Origin of the sequence: Phaeodactylibacter xiamenensis (assembly GCF_000759025.1) — a bacterium.
GTDB classification, from domain to species: Bacteria; Bacteroidota; Bacteroidia; order Chitinophagales; family Saprospiraceae; genus Phaeodactylibacter; species Phaeodactylibacter xiamenensis.
In genome coordinates this window covers 33,317-47,577 of record NZ_JPOS01000004.1, presented here as the reverse complement: position 1 = coordinate 47,577, position 14,261 = coordinate 33,317, and the positions used below count along the sequence as shown (strand labels likewise).

Genomic DNA, 14,261 nt, shown 5'->3' with positions numbered 1-14,261 from the left:
TGTTTTATCGTACCCGGAGAAAGGCGTTGGCTAATTCAAGACCTTCTATTTGAGCCGCCACGTAGGTCTGAAGTTCTTCGTAGCTGCCGCGGGCGTGCCGCAGGAAACTCGAAGCCTGCCCGTATATAGCAGGTGCATTCAGTTTTTGGGTCAAATAGTAACCATCGAGAAAAGTCCTTACGCCACCGGAAATGATGAACTGCCGGCAGACGGCTTTGTCGCCGAGTTCTTCAAGTAACTGATTAGCCATAAGGGTCATTTCGGCAGCGCTGTGCCCCACATGTGCCAGTTGTTCGTAAATGGCAGCTTTGGCTTCATCGCTCCTGAGCATTTCCAGGCGTGCAAAGTTAGTGCCTCCATTTGCAGCAAAGTCGATGGCTGCAAGGGGGAGCTGCATAAGCGCCCGCAGGCTCTCCATGCCCATGCCCTGCCCTACTTCTTTTACAATGATGGGAAGGTTTACTTTTTCCAGTACCATTTCTATGACCTGAAGGGAGCTGCGCACAAAACGGTCACCCTCCGGCTGCAGCCACTCCTGTAGTGGATTGACGTGGATAATGAGGCCATCTGCCTGCAGCTTATCAGTCAGTTCCCGGACCCGGTACAATTCTCCGCGGTCGATGAGCTCTTCCAGTTGGGCAATACCCAGATTGGCAAAAAGGGGAAGGTCATCCCCGATTTCCTTTCGGACATCAAAATCGGGAAGGCTTTCGTTGCTGTAAAGCAAAGGTCGGCAGGAGCCCAGCCCCATGCCCATTCCGAACTCTTTACAAGCCCGGGCCAGATTGTGGTTGATGGTATTGGCCCAGTCGGTTCCTCCAGTCATACTAGATACCCATACCGGCGCGCGCATGGTTTTGCCCAGGAACAGGAAGTTCTTGAGGCTGCCTTTTGCCGGGTGACCCGACAGAAGCGGCTCGTAGTAGAAACGCTGGTCGAGGGTGCCGCTTTCCACCTGGGAGCGGAACGCCAGTTCAATATGGTCACGCTTTCTGGATGAAGCCGTGGGGTCTTCCTTGGGAGATAATGTGTCCACATTTAATGGTTTGCTCGTAAAGGTCATAAAAATCGTGGTTTTGTCCAGCAAAAATCAGGTTTAGGTTTGCCGGCATGTCGGTGCGGGCTTTGGAACGATGAAACAACAGCCCCCTTAAATGGTTCCCGCAAGCACTTGGTTTGTAGGCGCTCAGGGCAGGAGCTGACATTTTTCTTCCGGCCCCGGAAACTTTTTTTTTCCGATCTCAGTTGATGGTCGTGTGAAGGGTAAAATGCAGCACAAACAGTGGTGCTGCAGCTTCTTAGCTTCAGCCGGCAATGTACGGATTTACAACGCCCGGGAATTTGCTGGTTGCCCAAAAATGCTATCTTTATGGTACAGACGAAGGAAATAACTACGATGAGCAGTTCGAACAGCAACGTTTTCGAGGAAGAATTTCTGCCTCAGATTGATGCCCTGTACACCTTCGCGTACCACCTGACCTATAATGAGGAGGACGCTAACGATCTTGTACAGGAGACTTACCTCAAGGCTTATCGTTTTATCGATAGCTACAACGCCGGAACCAATGCCAAAGCCTGGTTGTTCCGTATCCTCAAGAACGCCTTCATTAATCAGTACCGGAAAAAGAGCAAGCAGCCTACACAGGTCGACTATGAGGAGATCATCAACTACCATGATGAGGAAGACTCGAGCCTGACGTCCTACCACGACCTTAGGGAGGAGATGTTTCAGGGTATGATGGGCGATGAGGTGACCAATGCGATTAATGCATTGCCGGTCGATTTCCGTGTGGTAATCCTGCTTTGCGATGTGGAAGGGTTCACGTACGAAGAGATTTCCAAAATTGTGGATATCCCTATCGGTACGGTTCGCTCCCGTCTGCACCGGGCCAGAAATATGCTAAAAGAACAATTGAAAACATACGCTGAATCTTTGGGCTACAAAGACAAGCGCAAATAATTCGTTAACCTACTACTCAAAGTAGTCCGTTGGTGGAGCCTGCTGTGTATGGCACTCAGGCTTCATTGCCGGCTATCCTTAAACGAAAAGAGATGCAACGCCTTATCCACGAACACCGATTTACAGATACGCTACCCTGCCCGCATCCGGTGAGCACGGGTGGTGTGACGGTGCCACCTTGGCCAAGCCTCTGTTTTACGTTGACCGGGCGGACTACCCAACAGTAAAAAACGTATCACAATGAGAGATCAGAATTACCAGGAACTCGTCAGAAAAGTCACCATGTATCTCGACAACGAACTTAGTGAAAGTGATGAACGAGAACTGCTGATTGAAATCAAATCCAACCCCGCCTACCTGAAAGTCCTTAGTCAGGAAAAATCCTTCCGGGAGTTCATCAAGAGCAAGATCCACCGCCGAAAACCTTCCCCTGCGCTCATTCAGTCCATCAAAGATAAGATTAGAGTTGCTACAGCTTAACGTGCTGTACCTTCAATATACCAGGCTTTTGTATGCCAAAGGCCCGACAGCTGCTGTCTGATATAGGAGAGCAGCTGTTTTTTATTGCCAATATCCTGATGCTTTTAAAGCTACTGCCCGGTTGTAAAGTTGGATATCTGCCTGATTGAGCGCCGCAATGCGTTGGCGTATCGCCTTATCCGTTTCATCCGTTGGACGTGTCGGGTTCTTTTTGATTTGGAAGGCTGTTTCCGGGAGTTCCCACAATAGCTTATTGCTTAGAAGCCTGACATCCTGCCCGAACTGTTCCTGCAGCCCCAGAAAAAAGAGGTCGGTCAGTTCCAGCCCATCAAGAAAACGAGCCATTACGTTTTGCCGTTTCTTCAGCTCAATAAAAGTTTCCAGGTCGTAGTGGTGGCGTATGGTTTTGCCGGTTTTTAGCCGCGCTGCTTTCATTTTTCGGTAATAGCGAAAGTTGGACAGGACCCGCTCTACCGGATCGCGCATGAAAGTGATGAATTTAGCTTCAGGATGGTGATAATGGGCAAGAAAGGACCGGTAGGGAAGGTGCCCGTGCAAGACTTGGTAGTAGGGTGGGTTAAGGTTTTCAATGTTTTGCTGCTTTCGCTTCAGCGAACCCTCTGTTGAGGTGTAGGACTTGTTCTTTCCCGTAGGCAAGCTCCAGCAATTGCAGCAATGTCTGACCGGCTGTCTTGGGGATATGTATGGAGAGGATTAACGGTTGAGCTCCTTTAATAACAGATATCATCAGTCTTTAATAACCTTACAGTAGTCTCATCGCATTGGACTTCAGTCAACGTCACCTTAGCATTCCAGTGGGCAAGACTCTGGTTTCTTTACAAAACAAGATCAAAAATAGCACTTTCAAAATTCACTAAAAGTCAGTCCCAATGGAAAGATAGAACATAGGGTCCTGAACCACGCGGGTCTCGATGCCCCAGGCGTAGTCTACCCGTACGAAATATCCAAAAAGCATCGCCCTTACTCCTGCGCCATATCCTGCCACGATAGGGTCTCTGAAATAGTTGACTCTCACAGAGACGAGACCGCTGTTGTCCACCACTGAGGTATTCAGCGGATTTTCCTCGCTGTAGGGGTCATTGCCTTCCCAGGCAGTACCCACATCAAAGAAGCCAACCAGTTGGAAGTTGCGGAAGAACTGGGAGCGTACCCGCTTCGAAAAATACTTGAAGATGGGCATCCGCAGCTCGATATTAGATAGCAGGTAAGAGCTGCCGTTCCGGATGTTGAGGTCAAAGCCCCGCATATTGGTGGCCAGCGCCTGGAAGGCAATATCTTGTCCGGCTGCCGGAATTGGAATTTCATTGTTGAAGCTGTTGAACAGCCAGTTGTCCACTCCACCCAGGAAATACACCATACGCTCTGAACCGAAAGAAGTGGCACCTGCAGCCCGGAGGGCAATCACAGAGTGCTTCAGGAAGCGTTGATAGTGGCGGGCATCAAAGCCGACAATACCCATGGCTCCGCGTGCTAAGTCAAAAGAAACTCCATCGGTAAAGCCCAGGTCGAATTTCTTAACCCCCTCTACGAAAATCTTATAACGGGAGCCATTCTTGATATTGAGCGCCACATCCAGCGTATTGTCAAACACATACTCCAGCCTTAGCCCTGCCCGCTGTTCACTGGTGGTAGGCACCTGGAGGGAACTACGCTCCGTAGCAAGCTGAGTGACCCGGTCGCGGCGTAAGGTCCCGGTAGCCCGAAGGCTGCGGAAAATATCAAGTGGATAGCGTACCCCATACTGGCCAAGCAGGATGTTGACTTCCCGGCGGCTGGGCACAAAGGAAAGGCTCTCTGATGAAAATTGCTGGTTGCGCCGGTAAATGGCATACTGCCGGTCAAGGCGTCGTTTTTTGTCTTTAAAGGTGACAAAGTATTCAGTACCATTGAAGGTGGTCGGTACCCGAACGCCCCCCTCAAATTCATAATCTTCGAACAGGTCCTTGAAGTTCGCTTTAAGCAAAATACCAGGATTGGGCAGGTTGAAGCCATCAGGGTTGGCAGCGAAACTGTTTAGCCCGTCGAAAAGCAGGCTGTTGTCAAGCTGTGTGGTCACAAAATCGGTCCTGAATTCCAAACGGTAAGGAATGATTTTTGAAGACCGGAATTCGTAAGGCTTTTTAGTGCGCAGCCCCGGGCGGTTCATGACATCAGAAAGCTGACGGTCGCTGGTAATAATTCTGACCTGCTCGGGCTCATTTTCGTTTTCGGGCTCCTGAACAATAATGACGGTGGGCTCACTCTCTTCGTCATCAAACTCGCTTTGGAAGAGGTAGTTGTCAATATCTACCTTGCCTGTATCTCTCCGGCTTTGGTCTACCCGAACTGTGTCTACACTGACCCTATCCGACTCCGTCAGAATGGACATGACAGGTTTCTGCCTTGAGGAAGGTGGCGCCTGTTGCTTTTTCTTCGGTTCAATGACCGTTGCTTTTTTGACTTCAGCAGACCGCTGTTGCTGGAATCCGGTTTCCGCAGCGCTGCTGATGGCATCTGAGGGGGCAGGCTGAAAGAGGTGCAGCTGGTGTTGCCCGTTTTCCAAAACCAGCTGAACGGCCCGATTGGTTCTGCGGGCATTATCCTGCCGAAGGATATTACGGTGGTAGTTGGTATTAGGCTGGGTCACGGCCCGCTTTTTGATCACAGGCTCTATGATGATGGTATCGATTAGCGTGCTGTCCAGGCTAGTCATGGCAGAATCGACATGAAGCCTTATTTCAGAGCCATCCTCCAGTTGAATCAACTGATCATAGTGGTGGATGTATTCCTCAAGGTAACCGGATGCCCGATTGTAAATACCGGATGCATCGCTAAGGTAGGAAAACCAGGAGGTGTCCACTGCCATAGGCTCACGCTCATTGGCATAGGGCGTGTTGGTTATTCGGACCAGCTCCTCAGAGCGGTCCTCCAGGTCGTAATAAAAAAGGTCGAAATCATCAATGGGCAGTATACTGTCCAGTTTTTCCTGCTTCAGCAAGGTGTCTTGCCGGTTGGAGGCGAAAAGGATGCCACGGCGGTTATCGATTTCTACGTAAGTGGCGTCGAGGTCATCCCAGAAGTCATTGGTGATGCGTTGAGTCTGCCGGGTATTGGTGTAGTAAAGGAAGATATCAGAATGCCCTCTGACGGTAGCCGAGAAGACCATAGTGATGGGATTAACGTAGGACATGCTGTATACCCGCTGATATTCGGAAGACAATGGCTCTTCGGTATGCTTACCGGTACGAACATTATGGATGCGGAGGTAAGCTACATCCCTTTTCTCATAGAGAATGGCGATTTCCTGCCCGTTGGGGTTCCAGTCAATGATAGGGTAGTTGTAGTCAGTAGCCTGAAAGGCATTGCGGAACCCGCCTTTGAAAATGCGGTCTGAAGTCCCTTTGGCTATATCATACAGGTATATCTGATGCTTCCCAATCTCATTAATGATATAGGCCACCTGTCTGCCGTCCGGGCTTATTTTAGCCCGCGTAACGGGTAAGTTGCGCTTATTTTTAATAGCCAAAGGGGCGGAGGAAAGCGTATCACGGCGCTGTTCTTCCACCGAGTACCGGTCTTTATAGAAAACAGCCCAGTCCAGCCCTACACGCTCGTACGGCATACCCAGGACATAAAGAAAGCCATTCTCAATGCTCCGGTTGATCCGGGTAAGGTACAGGAGGTTGGAAACCTGGGATTTTCCGTATTGCTGGCCGATAAAGTGCCAGAGAGAATGCCCGGCAAGCTTCGGGTCCCGCTCAGCAAGCAGCTCAAAGCCCTCGAATTCATCCGAGAGGATATAGTCGCGCAGTTGGTTGTCCAGGTCTGTATTCCAGCGCTCGCCTACATAACCCACCAACCCTTCCTTAAACCAGACCGGCAGGTTCATCATTACCGCATTCTGAACAATCTCTTGTATGTTGGAACCAAACAGCATCGCATTCAGGTATACGCTTGCGATGCCCTCACGGACCTGTTTGCGTAAATTGCGGTGGTTGCCATCAAAATAGACAAAAACTTTGTTGCCCACAATTTTCGTCTGCCCTGCATTATTAACGAAAGTATCCTCACTGCCAATATTGCTCTGCTTGACATCGGTCAGGTCTGTGTAAACGATAATCTGGATTTTTTCGTTGATCCGGTGCTCCAGGACATTTTGGATTTCCTGGAAGTCGTATTCCGCCAGTTGTACTACAGCCTGTCCAATAAAGCGCCCTTCACCGTACCAGTAGGTTACAAAGTTGTCACTTTCGTACTGTGACCATTCTGCAAAATCATCGTGGTACTGCACGCGGTTTTTCCCGAACTCCACCTGTATGCCCTGAGCGTTAACAACAGTGGCTGATAGCAGGAGACAAAGCAGTGAAAGCAGGTATGTACGCATATGGAAAATTCGATTTGGGCGCATCGGGCAGTGCCGGAGCAGTAGTTTCATGTTATAGTACGCATTATAAAGACAGTCGCACGGGGCCATCGGTTTATTTTAAGGGTGGGTAATTTTGCCGCGCAGGCTACTTTATCATTTAACTTGAACGGAAAACAGCGAACTTTCTTTTGCGATTGAGCCGCCGGATTAGAGAATTGTTGGTAATGCAGGCGTTTGTGCCACAGCCGGGCTTTTTTATTTAACTTGCCCCGAAAAATGGCGCAAGTACTCAAACAGACTTTTAACCCTTTCCAGGAAAATACCTACATCGTCTATGATGAGACGGGAGAATGCATCATTTTTGACCCCGGTTGTTATTCAGCTGAGGAAAGGGCTGCCTTTAAAGCCACCATCGAAAAACAGGAGCTGACGCCGGTTCGCCTGATCAATACCCACTGTCATATTGATCATGTCTTTGGCAACCAATTTATCATGGACACCTACGGGCTGGAGCTGGAAATGCACGAAGGTGAGGTGCCCGTTTTGAAAGCAGCGCCTCAGTCTGCTTCCATGTTTGGCCTTCCTTTGCCTTCCGGTAACTTTGCAGGGGAACCCGGCCGGTTCATTGATGCAGGGGCGGTAATCACCTTTGGCAATACTTCCCTTAAAGCGTTGTTCACGCCTGGCCACTCTCCGGCAAGCCTCTCGTTCTTTTGCGAAAGCGATCGTTTTCTGATTGCCGGGGATGTACTCTTCATGGGCAGTATAGGCCGTACCGACCTGCCGGGGGGCGATTTTGATACCTTAATCCGGAGCATTCAGAACGAGCTGTTCCCACTCGGGGACGATGTGACCGTCTACCCCGGGCATGGGCCCGAAACCAATATCGGGTACGAAAAGCAACATAATCCCTTCCTGTAACCCCAATTTTTGTTTTGTTAGCAACGTTTTATTGCTGATCCTCAACAACTTTAGTGATTTATGAACTGCTTAAAACTTTCCGCTTCTACGGCCCTGATTTTTCTTTTTCTGCTGCTACCTGTGTTCCTGGCAGCCCAGTTTGACCGTCAGGATACCCTCCGGGGGGCCGTAACGCCCGAACGTGCATGGTGGGACCTGACGTATTATCACCTGGATATAGAAGTTGACCCGGGCAAGCGGACTATCGAAGGGCGGAACACAGTCCAGTATAGAGTGCTGGAGCCTGGCAAGCGCATGCAAGTTGACCTGCAGCCGCCAATGGCACTTCGGGGCGCGGTGCAAAATGGGCAGCTATTGGAATACAGCCGTGATGGCAATGTTTACTACATACAAATGCCCCAAAGCCTTAAGGCGGGGCAGGTATACGAACTGGTACTGGAGTACGGTGGAAAGCCCCGGGTGGCAGTCCGTGCGCCATGGGACGGCGGGCTGAGCTGGGACGAAGACGAAAACGGCAATCCTTTCGTAGCGACCTCCTGTCAGGGAGAAGGGGCGAGCCTGTGGTGGCCCTGCAAAGACCATATGTACGATGAGCCAGACAGTATGCTGATCAGCGTCCGGGTGCCGGATACGCTGGTGGAGGTGTCTAACGGCAAACTCCGCAGTGTAGAAAAAAATGAGGACGGGACCCACACTTTCCACTGGTATGTTGACAACCCCATCAATAACTACGGCGTGAACGTCAATATCGGAGATTACGTACACTGGTCAGAAACGTACGCGGGGGAAAAAGGAGCATTGGACTGCAATTATTATGTGCTGCGCGGCAACCTGGACAAAGCCAAAGCACAGTTCAGGCAGGTGCCGATGATGCTGGAGGCCTTCGAGCACTGGTTTGGGCCCTACCCTTTCTATGAGGATGGCTTTAAGCTGGTGGAAGTCCCCTACCTGGGCATGGAGCACCAAAGCTCTGTAACTTACGGCAACAAATACCAAAATGGCTACCTGGGCATGGACCTGAGCGGAACGGGCTGGGGCAAAAAATTCGATTTTATCATCATACACGAAGCCGGACACGAATGGTTTGCCAACAACATCACCTACAAAGATATTGCCGACATGTGGGTACACGAAGGGTTTACCGCTTACTCTGAAAACCTCTACCTCGATTATCATTATGGCAGCGAAGCCAGTGCAGATTATGTAATTGGTACCCGCAAGGCGATTATGAATGACCGGCCTGTAATCGGCGATTACGATGTCAATCATGCAGGCTCTTCGGATATGTACTACAAGGGAGCGAATATGCTTCATACCATTCGCACCCTTCTGGGCGATGATGAAAAATGGCGCAGCATACTCCGGGGGCTGAACAAAGACTTTTACCACCAAACGGTGACCACGAAACAAATTGAGGAGTACCTCATTGAAAAATCAGGACTGGACTTGAAGCCTGTTTTTGATCAGTACCTGCGCGATACGCGTATACCTGTACTGGCGTGTAAATGGGAAAAAGGCAAGCTGTCCTACCGCTGGGAGCAAACCATATCCGGATTTGATATGCCCGTAACTTTATTGCACAAAGGAGAGCCGGTCGCACTAAAACCAGATACGGAATGGCAACGAATCAACCTTAAGCGAACGGATGGCCTAAAAGTGCAGCGGGATTATTACGTCAGGCTACAAATTAAAGACTAGCGACATTGCATAAAGCGTAAATCCTATAGGGAAATAGGGTTAACGGGCGAAGCCCCGTCGAGGTCTAACTTGGCGGGGCTTCGCTGTCTAAAGTAGATTATTCCGGTTTTTTATATTGGTTTGGTAGGTTTTTTGGTAAAGCGTGTTTTTTTTAATATAAAAATTGAAAATTTGCCTTTTGTATTGAACATGTTTGGGTGAAATGCTGTAAGTTTGGCATTAAATTCTGACCGGTCATGGAATAGAGCCCTTGTGTATTGATCTGATGCAATCGCAATTCATGCTCTGTTCCGCCTACTGCACTAACTCGTAAGCCTATTATATTTTGCCCGTGTTGCTTCCTTGTGTGCGCAAACGCACAAACTATTCGGTGCAATGCGCAGATATTTGTAAATCAAAACATTAACCAAAACCAAATTCAGTAAATGAAAGGCTTAACTTTTGGGTTAGTATTGGCATTTGTGCTTGTGGCTGCTACGTCGGTACAGGCACAGGAAAAGACGGCTACAGATGAGAAGATTCCTGTGAAGGAAATGTGGTTGAAAAAGAAGGAAGATTTCAAGTTTGATATAAGAATGATGGTGCAGCTTTGGTCGCTGTACTCTATGGATCAGGAAATTTACAACGCCGAAACAGGAGAATACGAAGGTGTGGATAACCGTCTGAATACGAACCTGCGCCGGGCCCGGCTCATCATGCGGGGTCAGCCTTATCCACGGTTAAAATATTCTTTGGCTATGTTTTATGACCTGGCGGGGCGTGATCTGCTCAGCTCAAGCATAGGAGGGGCTAATCCAGCCCAACCTAACTTTGGTGTATGGGATGGATTTTTCCAGTATCAGCTCACCAAGGGCAGTCAGGCTGCTTGGCTGACGGGCGGCTGGTTCCGTCCGCAAATGCAGCGGGAAAGCATTACTTCCGGCTGGTCGGTCAACTCCTTCGAAAAGTCTATGTCTCAGAATTATGTACGCCGTCATCTGGTAGGCACTGGGCCTGGTCGGGCTGCAGGCCTCAATATTGGCGGGTTGTTTCAGGGAGAGAAGGTCGGGCTCAATTACAACCTTGGTGTTTTCAACCCTTTGACGACAAGCCCGCTGGGGCAAACTGTGGGGCGGGAGTTTGCTCCATTGATTGCAGGGCGGGCGGTACTTTACCTCGGCGACCCGGAACTGACGAAGTACAAAATTGGGTACGAAACCAACTTTTACAACAAGCGCAAAGGGGTTTCCCTTGACTTCAACGCTTCCTATCAGGGGCAGACGGACTTGTTCGAAGAATCCCTGGCTTTTGGCCCTGGTATGCTGCTCAACTGGGGGCCGCTCAACCTTGATGGAGAGTGGATATTTATGACCCGATCCAGCACCCGTACAAGCAGTGATGGGGCCTCCCGTGCTTTTGACTACACCTCTAATACCGGCCACGTACGCGTGGGCTACAACATTACGGTAGGCAAGTACATGCTGGAGCCGGTATTCATGGTGATGCAGTTCAATGGTGGCGAAACAGCGGAAGAACAGGCAGATGCTTCTGCAGTTGGCTCCTTCTCCGGTTCAGAGCAGACCTACGATGCCGGTGTAAACCTGTATCTGGACCGCCGCAATCTTAAGCTGATGCTACACTACACCTGGCGCGATGGTGACCCCGGCGCTGCAGGTGATGGTGCCCGCGTCAATCAATTCTTCAGTCAGAGTGGTGTCGGCGCAATCCGCCGTGGCAACTGGCTGGGCCTTGGCTTGCACGCCATATTCTAAACCTTAACCAATGATTATCATGAAATTGTCACGTTTACACCATTCGAGCCTGCTACTGCTAGGCTTTTTCCTAAGTTTTTTCGTATTTTCCTGCCAGTCAGAAGTTAATTCTGAGAAAGAAGCAGAAACTACCGAGGTCGAAGAGAAGGTAGATGAATCGCTTAAGTCTTCTGTCAAAGCCAATCACCTAGTTGAAACCGCCGATGTAAAGGCGATGTACGATGAAGGAAAAGCCTTCAAAGTCATCGAAATCAGCAAAAAGGACGCCTTCGAAAAGGGGCACCTGCCCGGCGCGGTTAATTTCTGGCGCCCGGATTACGAAGGCGGAAGTTACGATTACGGAGGCATGCGGGCATCACCTGAAGAAATGGCTGCGCTCCTGGGCAGCAATGGTATCAGTGCAGATGACTTGCTGGTTATCTATGATACTAAAGGCAGCGTAGATGCCATCCGCTTCATGTGGATGCTCGATATGTATGGCCATGAAAACATGGCTGTGATGAATGGTGGCAAAGCTGCATGGAAAGCTGATGGTTTTGAACTGACTACCGAAGTGACCAAAGCTGATCCAGTACTGTACACCTTCAGCAATGCCCCGGATTATACCCGGCTGGCCAGTATGGAAGATGTACTGGCTGCTATGGCCGATACGAACTATATTCTGCTGGATACCCGCGAACCTGAAGAGTATCAGGGCGTGCCTTACGTTAGCAAAGGAGTTTGCTACCCATACAAAAAGGGTGCTTTCACTTACGGACGTATTCCTGGTTCCATACACCTGAACTGGTCAGATGCGGTGGACCTCAACGGAGACCACAGGTTCAAATCACTAAAAGACCTGAAATACAACTTTGAGAAAGCAGGCATTACGCCTGACAAGAAAGTTATTGCGTATTGTCAGTCTGGTGTGCGTTCCGCTCACACCACTTATGTGCTCACTGAAATACTGGGGTTTGAGGATGTGAAAAACTACGACGGATCCTGGATAGAGTGGAGCCACAATTATATTAACAAAGGTGGCGTGGCTATTGAGCGGGATATTGACGATGCGGAACACAAAAAGCGGTTTGCCGAGCTTGAAGCTGAGCTCAGCAAGGCTGCGGAATAAAATTAAAACCTCCGGTATATCACTTTCAAAACGTGTTGTACCAGAGGTTTTCCCAGGTACAAAAGCCAAAAAATCTGCATTACTAATACAGTTTTACAATGAAGAATCGCAAGAAAAAAGTAGGCTTGCACGAGCTTTATGCCAAAGACCCTATCGAAGCGGACCGCCTGCTCTGGGGGCGTGAATCTGACCCGGAAACACGGCGTGGTTTCCTGCGTAAAGGAGCCCTGCTTGCCATCGGAGCTGCACTGGGAGCACCTATGGTTTACGGAAAGCACTTCCCGGCCGGAATGATTCCTGCCGGACTGGCACAGGAAGACGCCCCATTTCAAATACCGGGTAAGCACCCGGACCTGATTGTACTGAATGACCGCCCGCTCAATGTGGAGACGCCGGCTCACCTGCTGGATGATAAACTTACACCGGCAGACAAATTTTTCATCCGTAACAACGGTATTCCGCCAGAGGAGGATGAAATCAATGTGAATACCTGGACGCTGTCCATAGAGGGCGAGTCTGTACGCCAAAAGAAATCCTACACTATCCAGGAACTAAAAGATAAATTCCAGCACCACACCTATGCACTGACGCTGGAGTGCGGCGGCAATGGCCGTTCCGAGTTCAACCCGCCCGCCAAGGGTAATCAGTGGGGGGTAGGCGCAGTAGCCTGTGCCTCCTGGACGGGTGTGCGCCTGAAAGATGTGCTCAATGATGTTGGGCTTAAGGGAGATGCCGTTTATGTAGGCTATGAAGGTATGGACCGCCACGTGAGCGGTAATCCGGAGAAGAAGCCGATCTCCCGTGGTGTACCCATGGAAAAAGCGATGCAGGATGAGACCATTATCGCCTGGGCAATGAACGGGCAGGATATTCCTTACCAAAACGGGCACCCGCTTCGCCTGGTCACAGGTGGCTGGCCAGCCTCTACTTCCGGCAAATGGCTGACCAAGCTCTTGGTACGCAATAAAGTGCACGATGGGCCAAAGATGGAAGCCCCTTCCTACCGGGTCCCCTGTAAGCCGGTAGCACCGGGTACCAAAGTGAAAGACGAAGACATGTGCATCATTGAGAGCATGCCGGTCAAATCCGTCATCACTTATCCAAAGACTGGCGCTTCCCTCAAATCAGGACAGAAGCTGCCGATCCGCGGGCATGCCTGGGCGGGTGAGCTGAGTGTGGAAAAAATGGAATACTCTATTGACTTTGGCGCCACCTGGAAGCCTGCAAAACTGGAGGCTGCCGCTAACCGTCTGGCCTGGCAGCACTTCAATGCTGAAGTCAGCTTTCCTGAAAAAGGCTATTACGAGGTATGGGCCCGTGCTACCGACAGCCGGGGCACCGCACAGCCGATGATCCTGCCTGGCTGGAACCCTAAAGGCTACCTCAATAATGCTTGTCATAGAATCGCTGTAAAAGTAATCTGATATTATGTTACACCTACCTGATCATTTGACCGAAAAGCAAAAACAAGCCTACCGAAAGCGGTGGCTGGGTACCATCGGTCTTATTGTCCAAACGGTGTCCGCTATTTTCTTTGCGGTCGTCGGTTTGTTCCTGTTTGCCCTGTTTCAGCCCGCTTTGAATGGGTGGTTTGACGGCCCTCAAACAGTCCCTGTAGAAATCTCGCAACAGCGTATGGCTGAAAAGGCGGCTGATATGGACCGGGTGGAAGATGGTATACACCTGGAGACCGGGCTGATCGCTGCGGAAGGCTGGGAAACCGTTCGGGCTACCTGTACGGCCTGTCATTCTGCCAAGTTGGTCACTCAGAATAAAGCTACCCGTGATGGCTGGAAGAATATGATTGTCTGGATGCAGGAGACGCAGGGACTCTGGGACCTGGGCGACCAGGAAAATGCTATCCTTGATTACCTGGCCGCCAATTATGCTCCCGAGGAATCCAGCCGCCGTGCCAACTTGGACATGGAGGCGATCGAGTGGTACCTCCTTGAATTGTAATGTAATCTGTAAACTAAA

General features: G+C 50.1%; 11 protein-coding genes. 8 read left to right on the top strand and 3 right to left on the bottom strand.

Annotation, left to right across the window (positions count from 1 at the left end):
- Nucleotides 1–4 precede the first annotated feature (4 nt).
- Nucleotides 5–1,063, bottom strand: a complete 1,059-nt coding sequence (locus IX84_RS01740) for a beta/alpha barrel domain-containing protein (RefSeq protein WP_044216047.1) — start codon at nt 1,061–1,063, stop codon at nt 5–7.
- A gap of 306 nt (nt 1,064–1,369) precedes the next feature.
- Here IX84_RS01740 and IX84_RS01735 point away from each other — a divergent pair, with 306 nt between their 5' ends.
- The gene (locus tag IX84_RS01735; protein ID WP_044216045.1) at nt 1,370–1,960 is read left to right on the top strand and encodes a sigma-70 family RNA polymerase sigma factor; all 591 of its coding nucleotides are present in this window, start codon (nt 1,370–1,372) and stop codon (nt 1,958–1,960) included.
- Between the two features lie 240 nt (nt 1,961–2,200).
- A complete protein-coding gene (locus IX84_RS01730; RefSeq protein WP_044216043.1) occupies nt 2,201–2,440 on the top strand; it encodes a hypothetical protein in 240 nt (79 codons plus the stop codon).
- An 81-nt stretch (nt 2,441–2,521) separates the two neighbouring features.
- Here the strand turns inward: IX84_RS01730 and IX84_RS01725 are convergent, their stop codons facing one another.
- Nucleotides 2,522–3,097 (bottom strand): sulfotransferase domain-containing protein, encoded by a 576-nt coding sequence (locus IX84_RS01725; RefSeq protein ID WP_072013638.1) that lies wholly within the window; start codon nt 3,095–3,097, stop codon nt 2,522–2,524.
- A 217-nt stretch (nt 3,098–3,314) separates the two neighbouring features.
- Nucleotides 3,315–6,824, bottom strand: coding sequence for a hypothetical protein (locus IX84_RS01720; RefSeq protein WP_238578214.1), 3,510 nt, complete (start codon nt 6,822–6,824; stop codon nt 3,315–3,317).
- 258 nt (nt 6,825–7,082) lie between these two features.
- On the opposite strand from IX84_RS01720, the gene IX84_RS01715 reads away from it, so the two are divergent.
- The 6 genes from IX84_RS01715 (at nt 7,083) to IX84_RS01690 (ending at nt 14,243) form a co-directional block, all read left to right on the top strand.
- Nucleotides 7,083–7,727, top strand: coding sequence for an MBL fold metallo-hydrolase (locus IX84_RS01715; protein ID WP_044216036.1), 645 nt, complete (start codon nt 7,083–7,085; stop codon nt 7,725–7,727).
- Nucleotides 7,728–7,787: 60 nt separating this feature from the next.
- Complete coding sequence (locus tag IX84_RS01710) at nt 7,788–9,425, top strand: M1 family metallopeptidase (RefSeq protein ID WP_052515686.1); 1,638 nt, start codon at nt 7,788–7,790, stop codon at nt 9,423–9,425.
- 425 nt (nt 9,426–9,850) lie between these two features.
- Nucleotides 9,851–11,176 (top strand): porin, encoded by a 1,326-nt coding sequence (locus IX84_RS01705; RefSeq protein ID WP_044216034.1) that lies wholly within the window; start codon nt 9,851–9,853, stop codon nt 11,174–11,176.
- A gap of 19 nt (nt 11,177–11,195) precedes the next feature.
- Nucleotides 11,196–12,284 carry a sulfurtransferase gene (locus IX84_RS01700; RefSeq protein ID WP_160213615.1) on the top strand — a complete coding sequence of 363 codons (1,089 nt, stop codon included), beginning with the start codon at nt 11,196–11,198 and terminating at the stop codon, nt 12,282–12,284.
- Between the two features lie 98 nt (nt 12,285–12,382).
- Nucleotides 12,383–13,708 (top strand): sulfite oxidase, encoded by a 1,326-nt coding sequence (locus IX84_RS01695; RefSeq protein ID WP_044216032.1) that lies wholly within the window; start codon nt 12,383–12,385, stop codon nt 13,706–13,708.
- Between the two features lie 4 nt (nt 13,709–13,712).
- Nucleotides 13,713–14,243 (top strand): hypothetical protein, encoded by a 531-nt coding sequence (locus IX84_RS01690; RefSeq protein ID WP_238578213.1) that lies wholly within the window; start codon nt 13,713–13,715, stop codon nt 14,241–14,243.
- The last annotated feature ends 18 nt before the right edge of the window (nt 14,244–14,261 follow it).